Annotated in this window: 17 protein-coding genes and 1 pseudogene; 12 read left to right on the top strand and 6 right to left on the bottom strand. The window is 63.5% G+C overall.

Translation table 11 applies throughout. The annotated features are described in order from the left end of the window. From G582_RS15300 to G582_RS18405, 9 genes are all read left to right on the top strand, one after another. Positions 1-318, top strand: a 318-nt coding sequence (locus G582_RS15300) for an IS1595 family transposase (RefSeq protein WP_169380544.1), incomplete at its 5' end; no start/stop codon positions are given. 33 nt (positions 319-351) lie between these two features. Then, the gene (locus tag G582_RS18155) at positions 352-501 is read left to right on the top strand and encodes a P-II family nitrogen regulator (RefSeq protein WP_211219286.1); all 150 of its coding nucleotides are present in this window, start codon (positions 352-354) and stop codon (positions 499-501) included. A gap of 1 nt (position 502) precedes the next feature. Beyond that, complete coding sequence (locus G582_RS0103455) at positions 503-1,396, top strand: cation diffusion facilitator family transporter (protein ID WP_028838642.1); 894 nt, start codon at positions 503-505, stop codon at positions 1,394-1,396. Positions 1,397-1,524: 128 nt separating this feature from the next. Then, the gene (locus tag G582_RS15305; RefSeq protein WP_211219287.1) at positions 1,525-3,759 is read left to right on the top strand and encodes a heavy metal translocating P-type ATPase; all 2,235 of its coding nucleotides are present in this window, start codon (positions 1,525-1,527) and stop codon (positions 3,757-3,759) included. Between the two features lie 69 nt (positions 3,760-3,828). Beyond that, positions 3,829-4,209 (top strand): hypothetical protein, encoded by a 381-nt coding sequence (locus G582_RS0103465; protein ID WP_038052765.1) that lies wholly within the window; start codon positions 3,829-3,831, stop codon positions 4,207-4,209. Positions 4,210-4,245: 36 nt separating this feature from the next. Continuing rightward, positions 4,246-5,592, top strand: a complete 1,347-nt coding sequence (locus G582_RS0103470) for a TolC family protein (protein ID WP_248642672.1) — start codon at positions 4,246-4,248, stop codon at positions 5,590-5,592. Then, complete coding sequence (locus G582_RS18395) at positions 5,589-7,082, top strand: efflux RND transporter periplasmic adaptor subunit (protein ID WP_051246597.1); 1,494 nt, start codon at positions 5,589-5,591, stop codon at positions 7,080-7,082. The genes G582_RS0103470 and G582_RS18395 overlap by 4 nt, the downstream gene beginning before the upstream one ends. Then, complete coding sequence (locus G582_RS0103480) at positions 7,079-10,237, top strand: efflux RND transporter permease subunit (protein WP_028838645.1); 3,159 nt, start codon at positions 7,079-7,081, stop codon at positions 10,235-10,237. Before G582_RS18395 ends, G582_RS0103480 begins: the two co-directional genes overlap by 4 nt. Then, positions 10,234-10,668, top strand: coding sequence for a copper-binding protein (locus G582_RS18405; protein WP_248642674.1), 435 nt, complete (start codon positions 10,234-10,236; stop codon positions 10,666-10,668). The genes G582_RS0103480 and G582_RS18405 overlap by 4 nt, the downstream gene beginning before the upstream one ends. A 6-nt stretch (positions 10,669-10,674) precedes the next feature. Here G582_RS18405 and G582_RS0103490 read toward each other — a convergent pair whose 3' ends face one another. Genes G582_RS0103490 through G582_RS0103505 form a run of 5 tightly spaced genes read right to left on the bottom strand, consistent with a single transcriptional unit; the run spans position 10,675 to position 16,037 of the window. Continuing rightward, complete coding sequence (locus tag G582_RS0103490; RefSeq protein WP_028838647.1) at positions 10,675-11,460, bottom strand: hypothetical protein; 786 nt, start codon at positions 11,458-11,460, stop codon at positions 10,675-10,677. Further along, the gene (locus tag G582_RS17070) at positions 11,441-11,968 is read right to left on the bottom strand and encodes a Mov34/MPN/PAD-1 family protein (RefSeq protein WP_083960925.1); all 528 of its coding nucleotides are present in this window, start codon (positions 11,966-11,968) and stop codon (positions 11,441-11,443) included. Before G582_RS17070 ends, G582_RS0103490 begins: the two co-directional genes overlap by 20 nt. Then, positions 11,958-13,721, bottom strand: a complete 1,764-nt coding sequence (locus G582_RS0103495) for a ThiF family adenylyltransferase (protein ID WP_028838648.1) — start codon at positions 13,719-13,721, stop codon at positions 11,958-11,960. The genes G582_RS17070 and G582_RS0103495 overlap by 11 nt, the downstream gene beginning before the upstream one ends. Beyond that, entirely contained in the window at positions 13,714-14,991 is a 1,278-nt protein-coding gene (locus G582_RS17075; RefSeq protein ID WP_156880237.1) for a nucleotidyltransferase domain-containing protein, read from the bottom strand. The genes G582_RS0103495 and G582_RS17075 overlap by 8 nt, the downstream gene beginning before the upstream one ends. A gap of 11 nt (positions 14,992-15,002) precedes the next feature. Then, on the bottom strand, positions 15,003-16,037 hold the full coding sequence (locus G582_RS0103505) for an SAVED domain-containing protein (RefSeq protein WP_169380546.1): 1,035 nt from the start codon (positions 16,035-16,037) through the stop codon (positions 15,003-15,005). A gap of 342 nt (positions 16,038-16,379) precedes the next feature. On the opposite strand from G582_RS0103505, the gene G582_RS17440 reads away from it, so the two are divergent. The 3 genes and pseudogenes from G582_RS17440 to G582_RS15330 form a co-directional block, all read left to right on the top strand. Further along, on the top strand, positions 16,380-17,219 hold the full coding sequence (locus G582_RS17440; protein WP_169380548.1) for an SseB family protein: 840 nt from the start codon (positions 16,380-16,382) through the stop codon (positions 17,217-17,219). A 255-nt stretch (positions 17,220-17,474) separates the two neighbouring features. Beyond that, positions 17,475-17,882 (top strand): hypothetical protein, encoded by a 408-nt coding sequence (locus G582_RS0103515; protein WP_028838650.1) that lies wholly within the window; start codon positions 17,475-17,477, stop codon positions 17,880-17,882. 241 nt (positions 17,883-18,123) lie between these two features. Then, positions 18,124-19,308: pseudogene (locus G582_RS15330) on the top strand (ATP-dependent DNA helicase RecG); the annotation flags it as partial. Positions 19,309-19,311: 3 nt separating this feature from the next. Here the strand turns inward: G582_RS15330 and G582_RS0103525 are convergent. Beyond that, positions 19,312-19,626, bottom strand: coding sequence for an ArsR/SmtB family transcription factor (locus G582_RS0103525; RefSeq protein ID WP_028838651.1), 315 nt, complete (start codon positions 19,624-19,626; stop codon positions 19,312-19,314). Between the last annotated feature and the right edge of the window lie 153 nt (positions 19,627-19,779).

Consider the following 19,779-nt stretch of genomic DNA (forward strand, 5'->3'; position numbering starts at 1 on the left):
TTGCTGGCCGTCCTGCCGACCGCCATCGCGTCGGATGCGGTGCTGTGCACCGACGGCAGCGCCATGTTGGCAAGTGCGGCAAGGGATCTGGGAATTGAGCACCACGCCCTGAACACCTTGCGCGGCGAGCGCAAGCGAGGTGCGTGGCATGTCCAGAATGTCAATGCGCACCACAGCCGACTGAAGGGCTGGATGGCCCGATTCCGGGGCGTGGCGACGTCCTATCTGCCGAACTACCTGGGGTGGTTCCGGGCACTGGAGCGGAATGCCCAAGTCGGCGCAGGACCCGCGTCATTGCTCAGGTTGGCGATGACATGACCTCCATGTCCACAATCAACGCGAACAGCGCCAATGGAATTGTTCTGCGAGGACGATGAAGTGACGCGCGCCTTGGAGGTTTTCCAGCGCGTCGGACGCACCGGGCAGATCGAAGCAGGGTGGGTCTATATCAGCAATGTCGAGCAGGCCATCGCCATCGGTGGTGTCAGGCAGGAGTCCTGAAATGGCGGAAGGCCACGAGCACGTCAGCGAGATCAAGTACGAGAAGCCGTTGTGGTGGGCCTTCGGGCTCACTAGCGTCTTCCTCATCGCCGAAGTCATCGGCGGCTTGATCACCAACAGTCTGGCCTTGTTGTCGGATGCGGCGCACATGGGGACGGATGTCATCGCACTGGCCATCTCGTTGTTCGCTGTGCGCATGAGTCGCAAGCCACCGGATGCCAAGCGCACGTATGGCTTTGCGCGCATGGAAGCCATCGGCGCTCTGGTGAACGGAGGGATGCTGTTCCTCGTGGCGGGTTACATCCTTTGGGAGGCTGTCGGACGATTCCGGCAGCCTCCCGAGGTTTCATCTACTGGAATGCTGGTAATAGCGGCGCTCGGCCTGGTGGTGAACCTGATCTCCATGCGTTTGCTGAAGGCAGGCAGCGGCGACAGCTTGAACGTCAAGGGTGCGTACCTTGAGGTCTGGGCTGACATGCTTGGCTCGGTCGGCGTGATTGGTGGCGCAATCATCATCATGCTGACCGGGTGGACCTTGGCCGACCCGATCATTGCGGTCCTGATAGGCCTCTGGGTACTGCCCCGCACCTGGACGCTGCTGCGTGCTGCAGGCGGCGTGCTCATGCAGAGCGTGCCGGCGGGGATGGATCTCGACAAAGTGCGCGACATGATGCTGGCGCACCCAGGTGTTGCAAAGGTTCACGACCTGCACGTCTGGGCGCTTGGATCCAAGGAACCCGTGTTGACTGCGCACATCATCCTGGCCGACGAAACTCAACCGCCCGACGTGGTGCGGCAGTCGTTGGCTACGGCGCTGACAGCAGCATTCGATATCGAACACGCCACGTTGCAGGTAGACGCAGCCTCGGCGGTTGAAGGTCCCACACATGCGTGAACGGCCCGCCTTGGGAATCACAGCTTGAATAGCCGTCGGGTTCGCCGATGTTTGGAGCTGCGAGCTAATTATTTTTACATGCCGCTCAAGTGCATCAACGTTCAACAGAATAGTTTTCGGAGAAGTTTGTGAGTACAAGTGAAGTTGACGATGCGGGCGCCACCGGTGCGCACACGGACAAAGACCATTGTTGTGATTCTGGTCCGCCACCGGCACCAGCTCAAACGGCGGCGGCGGCAGGCAAGGGGACGGCGTTCCGCATCGACACCATGGATTGCGCTGCGGAGGAAAGCGAAATTCGCCGCGCTCTGGCGCCTGTGGCCGGGGTGCGCGGGCTTACTTTTCAGTTGGGCGCACGCATCGTCACCATCGACGCCCCGGAAGCGTTGATACCCGAGGCGTTGCTGGCGATCCGTAAAGCCGGGTTCGATCCCCAACCGGTTGCAAACGATGGCCCAGCTCCGGGCGCAATTGCACCTGTCTCCCGAGGACTGTGGCGTCTAGGATTTGGCTTGGCGCTTGCCATCGCTGCGGAATTGCTCGCCTTTTTCGCCCCGGAAACGTTGGCGTTCAAAGTCCTGGGCATGGCGTTGGCCGCCGCCGCCATCGGTCTGGCCGGCCTCTCGACGTACAAGAAAGGCCTGGCCGCGCTGCGTCGCGGACAGTTCAACATCAATGCATTGATGGCAGTGGCGGTTACCGGGGCATTCCTGATTGGTCAATGGCCCGAGGCGGCCATGGTAATGGCGCTTTACGCGATTGCCGAACTAATCGAGGGCCGGGCACTTGATCGCGCACGCAACGCCATCAAGAGCTTGCTCGATCTCGCCCCCGACACCGCGGAGGTACGTGAGGCCGGGGGCGACTGGAAGGAAATCGCCGCGACCGAGGTTGCTCTGGAAACGATCGTCCGGGTCAAGCCGGGCGCACGTGTACCGTTGGACGGCGTCATCACCGCGGGCAACACCGCGATCAATCAGGCACCCGTCACCGGAGAAAGCATTCCCGTCGACAAGGCACCGGGCGACCCCGTGTTCGCCGGGACGATCAACGACACCGGCATGATCGAGATGCGGGTTACCGCAGCCGCCAACAATACAACCCTGGCGCGCATCATCGATGCAGTCGAAAAAGCGCAGGGTAGCCGTGCCCCTACGCAGCAGTTTGTCGACCGGTTCGCCGCGATCTATACACCGGCGATCTTTGCCCTGGCTGTCGCGGTGGCCCTGCTCACGCCGTGGCTGATGGACTGGACATGGTCGCAGTCGTTGTACAAGGCGCTGGTGCTGCTTGTGATCGCGTGTCCGTGCGCATTGGTGATCGCGACACCCGTGACCGTGGTCAGCGGTCTCGCCGCTGCAGCGCGGCGCGGCATCCTCATCAAGGGCGGTATCTATCTGGAGGGTGCCCACAAGCTCAAGGCGATCGCGCTCGACAAGACCGGCACGATCACCGAAGGCAAACCCAAACTAGTCGCGACCGAGACATTGGCGAAAGAAGTGTCTGAGGAATCGGTCCTGCGTTGGGCAGCCGTTCTCGCCGGGCAATCGGATCATCCCGTGTCCAAGGCCATCGCTCAGGGATTGGCCAAGGGCGAGGGCGATGTGCAGGAATTCACCGCGTTGCCCGGACGTGGCGTCCGCGCCACGGTCGATGGTCAGACACTCGTCTTAGGCAACCATCGGCTGATCGAAGAGCGCAATCAGTGCAGCCCGGATATCGAGGCGCGGCTCGCGGTGCATGAAGCGGAGGGACGTTCTGTCACGCTGCTGGCGTCGGAAACCCGGGTCTTGGCGATCTTCGCCGTGGCCGACACGATCAAGGACAGTTCGCGCGAGGCGCTCACTGAACTGCATGCGCTGGGTGTGTCGTCGGTGATGCTGACCGGCGACAACACGTCCACCGCCAAGAGCATCGCGCGCCAGGCCGGCATTGATGACGCCCGGGGCGATCTGCTTCCCGAGGATAAGCTGACCGCCATCGAGGAAATGCAGAAGCGCTACGGCCTAACTGCGATGACCGGAGACGGCATCAACGATGCGCCCGCGCTGGCGCGGTCAGACATGGGTTTCGCCATGGGAGGCGCGGGGACCGACACTGCCATGGAAGCGGCCGACGTCGTCATCATGAATGACGATCTGCGACGCATTCCCGAAACAATCCGGCTGTCGCGGCGTACTCGGACCGTTCTGTTGCAGAACATCGTGCTGGCGCTTGGCGTCAAATCCGTGTTCCTGGTGCTTGCCATCTTCGGAAGCGCCACCATGTGGATGGCGATCTTTGCCGATATGGGAGCTAGCCTGCTGGTGATCTTCAACGGCTTGCGTTTGTTGCGGTCTGGTGCCAAGGACCTCGGGAAATGAAGACTCGGTCGGGCTGCCTGACAGACCATTATTTTGGAGCGGCTGTCCGACTGGAGTAGGATCTCCCTCATGATCCACAGAGCCCGCCACCGCTTACGTATCGCCCTTGTGGTGGTCTTGTGCCTGCTGTTCCAGCAGGTCGCCTTGGCGGCGTATATCTGCCCATTGGAGCAGATGCCGCCGGAGAAGGCCGCGATGGTCGAGCACTGCGCCGAGATGGGCATGCAACCGGATCAGGACAATCCAGCCCTGTGCGAGAAGCACTGTGTCCCGGATCTGACGACCGCCGCAGACCACGTTCAGTTATCCGTGCCGGCGTTGATATTGCCGCCGCTGGCCTTTGCCCCCGTCTTGGCGACACCGGTGACTCAGGTCGCATTACAAACGGAGATTCCGATCGCCCGATCGGATCCACCGCCTCGACTGCGTTTCTGTAGTCTTCTGATCTAGCCCCCGAATCGACGACGCAATCTCGCGCTGGCGCCAATGCGCTATGTGCTTGTGTTTGTTGATTCGGAGGTTCTATGTCTTCCCGTCTCCTTGGCGTTGCCCACGCGCGAGCGTTACCGCGTGCCGGTGCTGTGTCTATTGGTCGCCATCTCAGCGATGCCCGGGTTGGTGCTGGCCGCACCCGCCGAGATCTCATTGGCCGAAGCCGTTCAGCGCGCCGTTGAGCGTGCCCCGCTGCTCGACGCACGCCGCGCGCAAGTCGAAGCCGCACAGCAGGAAACCCATCGTGCCGGTGCCTTGCCCGATCCGATGCTGATGGTCGGCATCGACAACCTGCCGGTCACCGGCATGGATGCGTTCAACACGCGCGTCGATGACATGACCATGAAGAAGATCGGCCTGCGCCAGGAGTTTCCGGCGCGAGCCAAGCGCGCAGCGCAGCGAACCGTGTCGCAGCGCCGGGCCGATGAGGCCGTGGCACAAGCGCAGGCCGAACAGGTCAACTTGCGACAGGCCGCGGCGAATGCCTGGATCGATCTGTGGGCGGCCCAACGGGAATTGGCGGCGCTGACCTCGCTGCACGAGCAGGCCCAACTCGCCGCGCGACTGGCGAAGGCGCGCGTGGCCGGTGGCACCGAGCCGGTGGCCGATGCGCTAGCTGCACAGGTGGCGGTGATCGAACTGGACAACCGCCTCGAAGGCTTGCGCGCGCAATCGCAGGCCGCGCAGGCAGAACTGGCCCGCTGGCTCGGCGAGGACGTCGAGCGCGTGCCGGCCGAGGCCCCGAACTTCACCTCCTTGCCAGTGCCCGAACCGCAGTTACTCGCTGCGCTGGACCGATTGGCACCTCTGCTCGCTGCGAGCGCGCAAGTGGAAACCGCGGCCGCTGAAATTGACGCGGCCCGTGCCGAGCGTCGTTCGGACTGGAACGTCACCGCGTCCTATGGCCAGCGCGCCCCTACCCCCGGTGGGATGCCGCGCAGCGACATGGTCATGCTTGAGTTCGGCATCGGCCTGCCGCTGTTCCAGCGCAACCGTCAGGACCGCGGCATTGCGGCGCGGGAAGCCCATTACCAAGCCGCTTTGGCAATGCGCGAAGGCGTGCGGCGCCAGCAGATGGCGCGTATTCGCGCCGGTATCGCCCAATGGCAGGGCTTCAAGCGGCAAGTGGCGCTGCACGAAGACTCACTCTTGCCACTGGCACGCGATCGCAATGCCATCACCTTGGCAGCGTATCGCGCGGGTGCACCGTTGCGCCCGTGGCTGGATGCACGCCGTGACGAGCTTGACGTGCACCTCGCGCACGCCGAACACCTCGCCGAACTCGGCCGCGCCTGGGTGGCGCTGGCCTATCTGCTGCCCAACCAGGAGGCACAGCCATGAATCGCATCACGACCCGTATGACAGAGATCGCAGCCGCCCTCGGCCTGTTGGCGATCGGTGTTGGTGGGGGCTACTGGTGGGGCCAGACGCGACTGCTCTCCAGTGACTCGTCGACTGCACAGAACGCGCCCGGCCGAGGCGCAACAAACATCGAGCGTCAGGTCCTCTACTGGTACGACCCGATGGTCCCCGACCAGCACTTCGACAAGCCCGGCAAGTCGCCCTTCATGGACATGCAACTGGTGCCGAAATACGCCGACGCGGTAGCAGCGGGCGGCGTTCGCATCGATCCCGCCCTGCAACAAAGCGTCGGCATCCGCACGGCTGTGGTGGTAGTGGGGAGTCTCGCCATGCAATTGCGCGTGCCCGCGACGCTGACCTGGGACCTGCGCCGAGAGTCAGTTGTCAGCACGCCGGTCAATGCGATCGTCTCGCGCGTCTTCATCAAGGCACCGTTCGAGCCGGTGCGCCGGGGTCAAGCGCTGGCGACCGTGCTGGCGCCGGAATGGAGTAGCGCGATCGCCGAGGCGCAGGCGCTGGCGCAGGCGCAATCGGGCGCGGCACGCAGCCTGCAGGGCGCTGCGCAACAACGCTTGCGCATACTCGGTGTGCCGGCGGGCGGCAGTCGCGATGGCGGTGTCGTATTGTCTTCGCCGCAATCCGGCGTGGTCAGCGAAGTACTGGTGCGTGAAGGCCAGGCGGTGATGCCTGGCACGCCACTGTTCCGCGTCAACGGCACTGATACATTGTGGCTGGAAGCGGCGATACCGCAGGCGGGCAGTGCCGGCGTCGGTCCCGGTACGAAGGTGCAGGCCACCGTCACGGCCGTGCCCGGAAAAATCTTCGACGGCGAAGTCGAGGTGTTGCTGCCGCAGATCGATTCGGCCAGCCTCACGCAACGCGCCCGCATCGTATTGCGCAACGAAGGCGGTCAGTTGGTGCCAGGCATGTTCGCCGAGCTGACGCTGCAGGAAGGGGAAGGCGCTGTGCTGCCATTGGTGCCGACCGAAGCGCTGATCGCCACCGGCACCGACAGTCGTGTGATCGTGGTCGATACGGATGGCAGCTTCCAACCGGTACGTGTCCGCACCGGGCGCAGCAGCGGTGGTCGCACTGAAGTGCTCGCGGGCCTCAAGGGCGGCGAGCGCATCGTGACGTCGGGGCAGTTCCTGATCGATTCGGAAGCCAGCCTCTCGGGTCTGTTGCAACGGCTGGAAGCACCGGCGGCTCTGCAGCCTTCGTCCCTGCCGAACATGGACGAGCCGGCGAAGCAGCCATCGCCGGTTGCGAAGCCCACGCCCAGCGAACGCAAGGTCCTGTACTGGTACGACCCGATGGTGCCCAACAAGCACTTCGACAAACCGGGCAAGTCGCCCTTCATGGACATGCAGCTGGTGCCGAAGTACGCGGATGAGGCAACAGGCGACACGGACGCGATGCAAGGCATGCCCATGGACGACGGCGTGCCGCCCCAGGAGCGGCGGCCATGATCGCCCGCCTGATTCGCGCCTCTATCGCCAACCGCGGGTTGGTGTTGCTGGCGGCGGTGCTGTTGGCCATGTGGGGTATCTGGTCGGTGCTGCGTACACCGCTCGATGCATTGCCGGACCTGTCCGACACGCAGGTGATCATCCGCACCGAGTGGTCCGGACAGACGCCGCGTATCATTGAAGATCAGGTCACGTATCCGTTGACTACGACGATGCTGTCGGTGCCGGGCGTACGTGCGGTGCGCGGGTATTCGTTCTTCGGCGATTCCTTCGTCTACATCCTGTTCGACGACAACACCGATCTCTATTGGGCACGCTCGCGCGTGCTCGAGTACCTGAGCCAGGTCCGTGACCGCCTGCCGCAAGGCGTGAACCCCGCGCTCGGCCCCGACGCGACCGGGCTGGGCTGGATCTACGAATACGCGCTGGTAGATCGGACCGGCGGCCACGACCTCGGCCAGCTGCGTGCGTTGCAGGACTGGTTCCTGCGTTACGAGCTCAAGACCGTGCCGAACGTGGCCGAGGTCGCGAGTGTCGGCGGCATGGTGCGTGCGTGGCAGATCGTGCCCGATCCGCAGGCGCTGGCGGCGCGTGGAATTACCGTGGCGCAAGTCATCGATGCAGTGCAAGCCGCGAACGGCGCCACTGGTGGCTCGGTGATCGAACAGGGCGAAGCGGAGCTGATGGTGCGCAGCGAGGGTTATCTGCATTCGCAGGAAGATTTCGAACGCGTGCCGATCACTACCAGCGGCGGCGTACCGGTATTGCTGGGCGACGTTGCCGTCGTGCAACGCGGCCCGACCTTCCGCCGCGGTATCGCCGAACTCGATGGCCAAGGCGAAGTGGCCGGGGGCGTCATCGTGCTGCGCACCGGCAAGGATGCGCTGGCGACCATCGATGAGGTCAAGGCACGGCTGAAGAAGCTGCAGGCCAGTCTGCCCAAAGGCGTGGAGATCGTGCCGGTCTACGACCGCTCCGACCTGATCAAGCGGGCCGTGCACAACCTCACCGGCAAGCTCGGCGAGGAATTTCTGGTGGTCGCCTTGGTGTGTGCACTGTTTCTGTGGCACCTGCGATCGGCGCTCGTGGCGGTGATCACGCTGCCGCTGGGCGTACTCACTGCCTTCATCGTGATGCACTACCAGGGCATCACCGCTAACCTGCTGTCGTTGGGCGGCATCGCCATCGCCATCGGCGCGATGGTCGATGCGGCGGTGGTGATGATCGAGAACGCGCACAAGCACCTGGAGCATTACCGCGACACGCACGGCCGCGACGCCGAGGGCGAGGCGCGCTGGCAACTGATGGGCGATTCCGCCGCCGAAGTCGGGCCGGCGTTATTCGCGAGCCTGCTGGTGATCACGCTATCGTTCATCCCGGTGTTCGCGTTGCAGGCACAGGAAGGCCGTCTGTTCTCGCCACTGGCCTATACCAAGACGTATGCGATGGCGGCCGCTGCCGGACTCTCGGTGACGCTGATTCCGGTGCTGATGGGTTATCTGATTCGTGGCCATATCCGCCCCGAATCAGCGAATCCGCTCAACCGCGTGCTGATCGCCGGCTACCGCCCGGTGCTGGACTGGGTGTTGCGGCATCCGCGTCTGACGCTTGGCCTCGGCGGCGTGTTGCTGCTGCTGACCGTGATTCCGTATGCGCGCATCGGCAGCGAATTCATGCCGCCGCTGGATGAAGGCACGTTGCTGTATATGCCGACCGCCTTGCCGGGTTTGTCGTCCGGAAAAGCGGGGCAGTTGCTGCAGCTCAGCGATCGGATGATCAAGACCGTGCCCGAGGTCGAACACGTGTTCGGCAAGGCCGGGCGCGCGGACTCCGCGACCGATCCCGCGCCGATGGAGATGTTCGAAACCACCGTGACGTTCAAGCCACGCGACCAGTGGCGGCCGGGCATGACGCCGGAAAAGCTGCGTGCCGAGCTTGATGCTGCAGTGAAAGTGCCGGGCCTCACTAACCTGTGGGTACCGCCGATCCGCAACCGCATCGACATGTTGGCCACAGGCATCAAGAGCCCGGTCGGCATCAAGGTGTTGGGGCCGGACACCGCTGTGATCGAGCAGCTCAGCGACGAAGTCGAACGCGTGGCGAAGACGGTGCCTGGCGTGAGTTCGGCACTGTCAGAGCGCATCACCGGCGGGCGCTATGTCGACGTCAAGATTCGACCCGAGATCGCGGCACGTTACGGTTTCAATCAAGCCGAGTTGCAGCGTTTGATCGGAACAGTGATCGGCGGTGAACCGATCGGCGAGACCATCGAAGGTCGCGAGCGCTATCCGATCGTGCTGCGGTATCCGCGCGAACAACGTGACTCGCTCGCCGCACTGGCACAGCTGCCGTTGATTGCACACGGCGGTGCGCAACTCAGCTTGAGCCAGGTTGCCGATATTTCGCTAAGCCCGGGTCCGCCGATGCTCAAGAGCGAGAACGGACGCCTGGTCGGCTATGTGTTTGTCGATGTCGCCGGACGCGATCTCGGTTCCGTCGTTGCCGACCTGCAACGTGTTGTGGGCCAGCAGGTGAAGCTGCCGCCCGGCTACGCGATCACCTGGTCTGGCCAATATGAATACCTCGAGCGGGCACTGGATCGCCTGAAGTGGGTGGTGCCTGCTGCGCTGGCGATCATCTTTTTGCTGATCTATCTGGTGTTTAGAAATGCGGCCGAGGCCGCGATCATCATGCTCAGCCTGCCGCTGGCTTTGGTCGGCGGGTTGTGGCTGATCTGGGGGCTCGGGCACGCAGTGTCGATCGCGACGATGATCGGCTTCATCGCATTGGCCGGCGTCGCCGCCGAATTCGGCGTGATCATGCTGCTGTACCTGCGCCATGAGTGGGAACGTCAGCTGCGTGACAACCCGCACGCTGGTACCGTCGAACTCGACGCGGCGATCCGCGAAGGCGCCGTACAACGCGTGCGCCCCAAGGCCATGACCGTCGCCGTTATCCTCGCCGGCCTGCTGCCTTTGTTCATCGGCAGTGGTGCCGGCTCGGAAGTCATGCAGCGCATTGCCGCACCGATGATCGGCGGTATGGTCACGGCGCCGCTGTTGTCGATGATCGTGATCCCCGCGGCGTATCGCCTGCTGCGCAGACGCTCCCTCAACCGCTCGTCAACACTCCACCACACAGGAGAACCATCATGAAGCTCGCACTCGTTCTATTTGTCGCTTTGCTCGCTGCCTGCTCACAGGCCCCCAACAACTCCGATACCGCGTCTGTCACTGAAGCGGCGACGTCTCCCGCCGGAACGATGCCTCCCCAGCAGCCGACTCAGGCCGCGCAGGACATGAAGATGTCCGAAGCGGAGCATCAAGCCAAGGCCGCGAGCGAGCAGCCCACCCAGGCCGCGACCGTCGCAAAAGCCGAAGGCACGGTCGAATCGATGGACGAGTCCGCCGGCAAGATAACCATCGCACACGGACCCGTCGACGTACTGAAGTGGCCCGCGATGACCATGGCATTCAAGGCAAGCCCCGAGCAACTGGCATCGGTCAAGGCTGGGCAGAAGGTGCATTTCGAGTTCCAATCGAAAGGCATGGAAGCCACGATTACCCGAATAGAAATCGCCAAGTAATCGACGTCATTTCTTGGGGCCAACGACCGGCGGAGGCTGCGGCAAGTCGTCCATTTGGATGAGCGTGAGCGCGGCCCCGCCGGCGTGTTCGCCCAAGCGGTAGATCAGACGACGAACTGCATCTTCCAGCCACGCGCGTTCGTGATCTGACAGCGGAACGGGATTGGATGCCGTGAACTTTCTGGCATCCAATCCGCTGCGAACGCTGGAGAGTCCACTGAGCGTACGCAGGACGGTTTCTTCGATCGCAAACAGAGCTGAAGCCTCCTGTCGACTGCGGCCGTTTTCAGGAACGAGCACGGTAAATACGAAGTACGCCATGGAGAGGAGAGGTTCGCGGCCTTCGAGGTAGGCACGCCAGCGCCGAAATGCTGTTTCTACTTCCGTGGTCGCATGGAAATCGAGAGGAGGCGCAGGATACCTTTTGCGGATCACGATCGCGCTTGCCACCGCCGATACTGCGAAGGCTGCGGCGGCGGCGAGAACCACGGTCTCACCAGGACCGCGCGAGATAAGCGGTTCGAACTCTGTGTGATCGAAGCGAAATCGCAATGCTTCCGGCATGCCTTGGATGGCAGCATGCACTTCCCAGTCGCTCAGGAACGAAGCGACTGCACGCTTCGCCTCCTCGATATCGAAAAAGTCTTCGTCAGGCCACCACACGAGCATTCCGTCGCCGGTCTGGAATTGTCCCAACGCATTGGCGAATGCCATTTGCTCGGGATGCTCGTACCGGGTGTGTGGGTCACTGCTGATCTGAAAGGTCAGCGATTCAATCCTGGGCAGGTTCAAGAACGTCTCCGGTCTGCATGGACAGAGGAACAAAAATCGATGGAGCGGGGTTGGCCTTGGAGATGGTGGCCACACACAAGCCCGTCGCGGCACGGTCGGTTCCGACGATCACCGCAATCAATTTCTGCAACGGGACGCCCCCTTCGTGCAGATTGCGTTGCAGAACGGTGATGTCGCGGGCCGAGGGCTTTGGGGTGCGTTCCGGATGTGTGTGCCAGTAACCCACGAAATGCAGGCCGCGCGTGTAGCGATCCGAGATCTCGTCGAGACACCGTTGATGGTTCAGCTTGAGCCAATTCCATCCGCTGCGGTCGTCCGCATGCGGGATGGTCGCATCGACGATTTCAAGCCAACCGCTGGTCCCGATCGATTCGGCAAACAAGACGCCTCCTCGTTCTCGCTGCCACAATCGTTGGCGCGAGCTTTCGAACAGGCGCAGCACCGGTGGCGCAATGGACACCGTGAGGCCGCTCTTCGGTTCTCGGTAATGCCAGCGTTCAGGATGCATGGGGGAGGGGCAGCGCGATGACGCTTGCGCGTGTATGGGAAGGCGGTGGATCGATCCAGTGGCCGCCGAGACGGGTCAGCGTTCCCGAGTCGCCCAACCACATGCGATGCTCGTCGGGCGAGGCGGCTTGTAGCAACACATCGATGGCGTGTTCCACGACCAGGCCCGCGACATGTTGCAGTCGGTTGAAGGTGCCGGGCTGGTGACTCGCCGAGCAACCGGGCAACGCCCATTCGGTTTCAGGCCAGGCAGTCTTCCGCCGGATGGCCAAACCGTCACGATCGAACAGGGGTTCGAGCTGGCGTCCACCGGTCGTATCGACTGCAGAATGGCCTGCCAAAGCATGCGGTTCCGCCCAGCTCAAGAGCAACGGAATTTCGCGCCGCGCCATTGCCTCCATCAGGAAGCGTTCTGCGGGCCAATCCGCGGCCGTGCAAATCACCAGGTCAGCCTTTTCCAAGGCCGTCATCGTCGTGGCATCCTGCACACGATGCGGAATGGCATGCACGTCCAGATGCGGCAATTGCGCACGTAGGCGGGACGCCAACGCCGGGGCTTTTGCCTGACCCAGAACCGTCGCGTCGAGGACATGCCGCCCCAAGTTGGCTGCCTCCAGAATTTCAGGATCGACCAACGTCAAATGGCCGATACCCGCATGGGCCAAGGCTTGTGCGACCAGTCCACCCAAGGAGCCACATCCGATCAAGGTCACGCGTTTGCCACGCAGTGCGATCGCCTCGGCATCGAACCCCCGACCATGGACCCACGCAGGATCAGCGCGTTCGATGGACTGGACGCGGACGCGCCAAGCATGCGCCGCCACCTTATGCCACTCACGCAGTCGTCGTTTTTGATCACGCTGATGCGGTGTGCGAACTCCAGCGGGAGGATTGGGCGCAAGTTCCAGCGCCGCCACCATTTGCGGATCGGCATCGCGCACGGCCATCACCACCCAGAACGGCGCGGGCTCCGGTCGCTGCAGGTAATGTTCGATGCTCTCCAACGCTGACGGTGACTCGCTCAGCAGTTCGCGCACTTGCTCCAGCGTCTTGGGCGCTCCAATCGGAGGCCGTGCCAGGGCAACGAAAAGCGCCCCTGCGTCGGCGATGTCTGCCTTAGGCTTGCCGAGCGCCTCCCGCCACGCGCGCAGCGCGGAATGATCTGCACCGACGAGCAACTTGGCCTGTTGCTTGTCACGGCTCGGCACCAGGCACGTCGCCAATGCCGTCGTCTCCGCGGGCGGTGGCGTCACTAGCAATGCCTCCGATGCGGCGCGGTACGAACCCGTCGCGGCCTGCGCCCAGTAGCTCAACCATTCGTGAGCAAACTCGGCTTCGCGTTGCTTGGGATCGGCTTCGTCTCCAACCAGGTTGAGGATGTCCTGAATACGTTCGAGGCAACGATCCATCTGCGCCTCGGGTGTGTACGCCACGGGGGATAGCGCATCCGGCCACAGGCACAAATGCCCGTCGGATTCGGCATGCGGCCAGTGCAAGAACGCCGCCGGATGGATGAACGCCCGGACCGGGTCGGCGGGAAACCCCGGTGGCAGGATGAGCCACAGCTCGCGTGATTGGCCGAGATAGTCGATCGGCAATGGCAAACACCAGCCATGGCGCGCACCCCGCACGACCCTGTCGATAGTGGCGCAGGGGAGGGGCGCGAGCACGCCGGTATGCCCGAAGTGCCGCTGCAGTTGCGCCTCCGCCTGTTCGTGCGGAAGGCGCGTGGCGATGTTCGCACCTTCAGCCAAGGCGGCCCAATGACTTCGGCTGCGCGGCCTCCCGGGGTTCTGCAGGGGCCAGGCCGCGGAACGTCGTGCTTACGGCGCCTGCCTTGCGCAAGCGATCGGCCGTGGTGTCGTTCAATCCTGGCAATGGGTGACCCAGGCCGGCTTCTTCGAGTAGGAAGGTGCGTGCGCGCTTGCGTGCTTCAGGACCGAAGGCCGTCAACACCGCCTCCTCGAAGTCCCGCTCCTCGCTGAACTCCACAAACCCAAGGCCCACGGCATTGGCAAGCTCGCCATGCCACTTCGCAAACATGGCGGCGTACGCAGGATCGCGATTCCACTTCTCGGCAAAGTTTTCGGCTGGCCGGCGCGGGTTGCACAGTACCCAAGACTGCCCGGTGCGAGCGTCCTGATCGAACTGATTCGGCATGCGCGCGATTATCTCGCGAATGGCCTGCAGCGCCGTCATCGGCTGTTGCTGCGAGAGCGCAGCGACTTCCATGTAAGCCTTGGCGGCCAGCGTGGTGATCACGACCGAAATCGGCACCGGGGCATCTGCGCCATGCCGTTCGCGAAAAGCATCGCGATGCCGCTTCATCAGCTTGACCGTCGCCCGCAACGGGTCGAAGGCATTGATGGCTGCGTGGCTGGGCAAGTCTTCGGCATCCGCCCGCTTCGTAGCTTCGGCGAAGGTGACCGAGTCCTGGTTCAGAGCAATGGACGTCTCACTGATGTCATTGAACCAGTCCGCAAAATCCCGCGGGTTGGTCGGATGCCAGTCCGCCTGCTTGTAGTCGGGCACTTCCAGCGGACCCCAGCCTTCGTCATCTTCATTGCCATCGCTTGCAATGGCGGGCGTGACGTCGAGATGCGCGGGCAAGCTCGCGTCGGCGTAATGCACGGTGACGCAACGGTTGCGGCGTTCGACGCCACCTTGGGTACGGGCACGGGCCTCGAGCTCGGTATACAGGGCCTCGAGCAATTCGCACGGTGTCAGTGCCGTTTCGCGCAGCAGCAAGATCGCGTCGACATCGATCTCGCCGTTGCCCAAGGCGCGGACGACCGTGCGTGTCAGAAACGAACCCTGCGGGAAGACATAGCCGTCGGCCAATGCCGGATCGTCGGGATCGACGAGAATCTCGCTGATCGCCTGGTAGTGGTTCTCGATCCGTTGGTATTCCGACGCGGGGACCGAGACGGCCTCCACGATGTTCAGCAGCAATTTTTCCCAGGCCTCTTCCTGCGGAGAGGTACGACGCGAGGGGAAGGTTGAAGTCGTCAAACCGTCGTACATGCGTGTGTCTCCTAGGAAGACGGGAGCAGCGGGAGGGACAGTGCCGGATGAAACAAACCATTCGGGCCTTCGGCGTCGTAGACCTGGATGGGGAAGCTAACTTTTGGCTTGATCGCCATGCCAAACGCCACCGCCAAGGAAGCGGGCATGGCCGGGAACACATGGATCGGCGTGGTCTTGGGCAAGACCGTTTCCAGTCGGGCGATCAGCCCGGCCACTTCAGTACGAAATGCATCGATCGTTGCGGCGGACTGCACCAGGTCCAACCGAGGCAGGTCGACGGACACATGGATGATCACGGGGGAGTTGTCGGGAAACGCGGCGCGCACCCGCTCGTGATCGATCGTGCCGGACAGCGAAAAAACGAGGGCCACGGGAGCATCCAGAGAGTCCGGCCACTCAACGCGGAATGCGCTGGCGGGCGCGTCGTTGGCCGGAAACAGCCAGCTGTGGGCGTAGCGATCCCATTGGAACGGATAGAGTTCGGCGGCGTGGCCGAGCGCGAAGCCCAGTGCCATCAGCGCTGGCATGTCGGCCAGGCCAAACAGGCCGATGGCGGGCTGACCCGCGCCTTGCATCTGCAGCAGCCCGACCTGCTTGCGGACCTCTGCCACCACATGGCGCCAGTAGTCGGGGCTTTGAGGCGCGTAGGCGCTTGCGTCGATGCGCAGTTCAAAGGGCTTTTGCGTGAGCACGAGGCCGCGTTGGATCGCCGCTTGCGGAATGGTGTTCGGACTTCCCGCGGCGATCTGCTGGCCAATCACGCCGAGGTAGTGGAGGCCGATCGCGACACGGCCATGGCTATGCTGGCCGGCCACCCGAATGGTCCCTTCATGTTGCTGCTTCCATTGGGCGAGCAACGCTTCCGGATAGTCCTGCTGCCACCCGGGCTTGTCGACCAAGGTGTGGCAGTTGGGGCAGAGCAGGATCAAGTTGTCCGGGTCATCGGAGAGTTGTGGGGATCGTTTCGCGTCGCCCCGCGGGCCGTCCGGGCTGGCGGCTACGTTATGGGCCAACTCGCCAAAGGGGCGGGTCTTGAAGAACACGGGGTCTTCGTACAAGACGACGCCACAACCGGGGCGGGCGCAGATACCCCCGCTGCGAGCCCAGACCGCCCGCTGCGTCGCTGGCGACGGATCTCGTCCCCGCTTCCGTAGTGTCCGCGGGGACCTCGCTGCTGGTTCCCCTGAATCTCCGCCCATACGCCCCTCTTGGAGTGATCACTCCTGAGCCTGCACGCACCCTGTCGCATGCGCTGCGACATAAACAAACCCCAGTACTGGGTGCAGATTGGCCCGACACCCCTCTATATTGGGGTGCCCGTCACGGTTTTCAAGGGCGCAGGGTACCGAGTCGGTGCTGGTCTCACGGGGCGCCATGCATGCGCCTTGGTCGCGGGTGAGGGCCATGCCGCCGTGGCCGCGGCGGAGAAGAAGTTAGCGGCAGCTACCCATGCCGCGCTATGCTGCATCCGTCCTAAGTATTTCTTAGATATGGCTGTGACTGGTGTAGCAGAACTCGAAGGGCTTCTCGAGCGAGCCCGCGCAGATGGGAAAGAGGAGCGCACATTCTTCCGATGCCTGCTCGGCGCCTGGGTCTATGCGCATGCACCGCTGTCGGATGATCACTCGCGGGTGCGTCTGATCCAGTTCCGACACCCGGACGGGTTCTATGCCGTGCCGTTCTTCTCCTCGGAGGCTAAGGCCCAAAGGGCCGGGCAAGGCGGGGTGCGAATCGTGAAGCTCACAGGGCGCGAGTTGCTGGCGGGCGCGCCAGGCGCGACTTTCATGTTGAATCCGAACGACGGGGGCTGCGTCCTGTACCCGGAAGAGGTTGACGCGCTGCTGAAGACCGGTGCGGTCGCCCGTGTCGAACAATTCCATCTGGATGATGAGAACCCCTTCCTCGTGAGCGAGCAGGCTGATCCACCAGCTTGGCTGATGCCGAGTCTGACGGCGCTTTACACGCAGTTGTCGTTTGTTGAGGCGGCCTACCTGCTGGAAGTGGCACCCTCGCAGGCGCCGACCGAGCGGAGCTTGCTGATTGCGCTGGCCGTAGCCGCCGAATATGCCGAACGCGCGGTCCGTGCCACGATTACAGCCATCCAGCCCTTATGCGCTCGATCCCATCTGGCGCTGGACATCACAGCGTTCGATCCCACGAAAGGGAAACCGGCGTACCTGTCGCACCCGGGCGTTGAGCGGTTCTATGGTCCACCGCTGAACTAATCCGATGTTGGCAACCTGCTAAGGCGCTGCGATGAAACATGCCGACTTCGCCATCGGGATCGAGTTCGAAACCGATCGTCGAGTCGTTCGCAGACTTGCTACTGCATGCACCGAGTCGACCGCGCCAGCAGACCGAACCTTGATGATCATGCCGCCGGCTACATGATCAGGTGTTGGGAGTGCTCGCCGACAATTCCCTGTTTGCCGGATTCGTGGCATGACTCATAAAAGATAAAGATATGGGATGCTTAGGCAATGACGATCTGGTCGAAACGGGACATGGAAGTAGCAGGCGATGTGCTCACCCAGTGGCAAGTTAACCACCGTGGGAGCCCGCTGAGGTCCGTTCCCTACGCCGATGCTCAGGAGGCCAGGTGTCACGAAAACGCCGCCGCCTATGTGTGTAATCACGGCGGCACCCTCGTCCCCGGTTTTTTGGTCGAGCACATAGTTGGTGCGAACTGGATCTATGTTCGCGCGCACTCGGTCGTCCGTCGGAACGGAGAGTTGATCGATCCGACGCTAAGCACCCAGCAACTAAAGGCGCAGGCGTTCATCGAGTACTCCGGATCAACGGAGGAATTTCTGCGTAATGCTCGGCAGTGGGCAGAGCTTCGATGCAGTGTCATGTGGCTGGGCGATGTTAGCGGCGCCAATTCGTGAAGTTGGCGCCATGAATATGGATCGCTTGGTTCTCTTGTGAAAGGGGGCGAGCAGCCAGCATTAGGTTGATAGTGAGATCGACTTGCTGATCGCTTGAATTGGTCGCGGTGATCAGCGTCTTCGGCGCACGCACGCCTACTTTGACTTTGTCGTTGAAGGCTCAGGCTCAAGCAAAAGCCTAGATCAACAGCCACTCTTGGTAGAGGCTTCCCTGAACAAATAGCCAGCAAAAGCCCTTGCTAACATAAGCAGTGGCAAGACCGTGGTCGCGGCGATGGCGGCGCTGCTCGCCGTGGTCGATGGTCGCCAGGCCGCGCTGATGGCGCCGACCGAGCTGCTGGCGGAACAACACCTCAACAACCTGCGCGGCTGGCTGGAACCGCTGGGCCTGCGCGTGTGCTGGCTGGCCGGCAAGGTCACCGGCAAGGCGCGGGCGCAGGCGCTGCGGGACGTCGCTTCGGGCGCGGCGCAAGTCGTGGTCGGCACCCATGCGCTGATGCAGGAAGGCGTGGACTTCCATGACCTCGCGCTGGCCATCGTCGATGAGCAGCATCGCTTCGGCGTGCACCAGCGGCTGGCCCTGCGTGACAAGGGCAAGGGCAGCGTGCCCCACCAGCTGGTGATGACCGCCACGCCGATCCCGCGCACGCTGGCGATGAGCGCCTACGCCGACCTCGACGTGTCCGCCATTGACGAGCTGCCGCCCGGCCGGACCCCGGTCACCACCATCGCGCTGGCCGCGGAACGCCGGCCGGAACTGGTCGAACGCATCCGCGCAGCCTGCGCCGAGGGCCGCCAGGCCTACTGGGTGTGCACGATCATCGACGAGTCCGAGGAAGTGGTGGCGCAGGCCGCGCAGTCCACCTTCGAGGCGCTGCAAGCGGCGCTGCCCGGTGTGCGGGTGGCGCTGGTGCACGGGCGCATGAAGGCGGCGGAGAAGCAGGCCACCATGCGCGCGTTCAAGCAGGGCGAGGTGGGCCTGCTGGTGGCGACCACGGTGATCGAAGTGGGCGTGGACGTGCCCAACGCTTCGCTGATGGTGATCGAGAATGCCGAGCGTCTGGGCCTGGCCCAGCTGCACCAGCTGCGTGGGCGGGTCGGTCGCGGCAGCGCGGCATCGAGCTGCGTGCTGCTGTACCAGTCGCCGCTGTCGGCGATGGCGCGCGAGCGGCTGGATACGCTGCGCCAGACCAATGACGGCTTCGCCATCGCCGAGAAAGACCTGCAGCTGCGCGGCCCCGGCGAGCTGCTCGGCACCCGCCAGACCGGGCTGGCCGCCTTCCGCATGGCCGACCTGGCGCGCGATGCCGACCTGCTGCCGCAGGTGCATGCACTCGCCGACCGGCTGCTTGCCGAAGCGCCGCAGCTGGCGGATCGCATCGTTGACCGCTGGATCGGTGGTGCCGCGCGCTTTGCCGCTGCGTAGCGTTCAGGCCTCGCAGGCGGGATCGGCGCCGCAATAGATGCCGTGCAGGGTTTCGATGACGCGCTGGGCCGGGCCCTCCGCCAGGGCGTAGAGGATCGTCTGCGCTTCGCGCCGCGTCGTCACCAGCCCGTCGTTGCGTAGCACCGCCAGATGCTGCGACAGCGCCGACTGGCTGAGATCGACCTTCGCATTGAGTTCGCCCACCGAACGCTCGCCGCCAAACAGCAGGCACAGCAGCATCAGCCGCTTGTCGTTGGCCAGCGCGCGCAACAGGCGCGCGGCATCGCCGGCATGCGCGCGCATGGCTTCCGGGTCCATGGCGGCAGCCGGTGCTGGAGGGGAAGGGTGGGTTCTGGTCATGCCGTGGGCGCGGAATCGGGCGGGAAATCGTGGCTTGAATTTATATCAGTTGACACTAATATAAGCAACAGCTAATTTATTCCTGCCGATTCGGCAGAGCGGGGGTGGAAG

The sequence above is a fragment of the Thermomonas fusca DSM 15424 genome (assembly GCF_000423885.1).
Taxonomy (GTDB): domain Bacteria; phylum Pseudomonadota; class Gammaproteobacteria; order Xanthomonadales; family Xanthomonadaceae; genus Thermomonas; species Thermomonas fusca.

Excerpts from the sequence above, each read along its gene's own strand:
- G582_RS18155 (WP_211219286.1), top strand. The coding sequence starts at position 352 with ATGGAATTGTTCTGCGAGGACGATGAAGTGACGCGCGCCTTGGAGGTT.
- G582_RS0103455 (WP_028838642.1), top strand. The coding sequence starts at position 503 with ATGGCGGAAGGCCACGAGCACGTCAGCGAGATCAAGTACGAGAAGCCG.
- G582_RS0103465 (WP_038052765.1), top strand. The coding sequence starts at position 3,829 with ATGATCCACAGAGCCCGCCACCGCTTACGTATCGCCCTTGTGGTGGTC.
- G582_RS0103470 (WP_248642672.1), top strand. The coding sequence starts at position 4,246 with ATGCGCTATGTGCTTGTGTTTGTTGATTCGGAGGTTCTATGTCTTCCC.
- G582_RS18395 (WP_051246597.1), top strand. The coding sequence starts at position 5,589 with ATGAATCGCATCACGACCCGTATGACAGAGATCGCAGCCGCCCTCGGC.
- G582_RS0103480 (WP_028838645.1), top strand. The coding sequence starts at position 7,079 with ATGATCGCCCGCCTGATTCGCGCCTCTATCGCCAACCGCGGGTTGGTG.
- G582_RS18405 (WP_248642674.1), top strand. The coding sequence starts at position 10,234 with ATGAAGCTCGCACTCGTTCTATTTGTCGCTTTGCTCGCTGCCTGCTCA.
- G582_RS17070 (WP_083960925.1), bottom strand. The coding sequence starts at position 11,968 with ATGCATCCTGAACGCTGGCATTACCGAGAACCGAAGAGCGGCCTCACG.
- G582_RS17075 (WP_156880237.1), bottom strand. The coding sequence starts at position 14,991 with ATGTACGACGGTTTGACGACTTCAACCTTCCCCTCGCGTCGTACCTCT.
- G582_RS0103515 (WP_028838650.1), top strand. The coding sequence starts at position 17,475 with ATGACGATCTGGTCGAAACGGGACATGGAAGTAGCAGGCGATGTGCTC.
- G582_RS0103525 (WP_028838651.1), bottom strand. The coding sequence starts at position 19,626 with ATGGACCCGGAAGCCATGCGCGCGCATGCCGGCGATGCCGCGCGCCTG.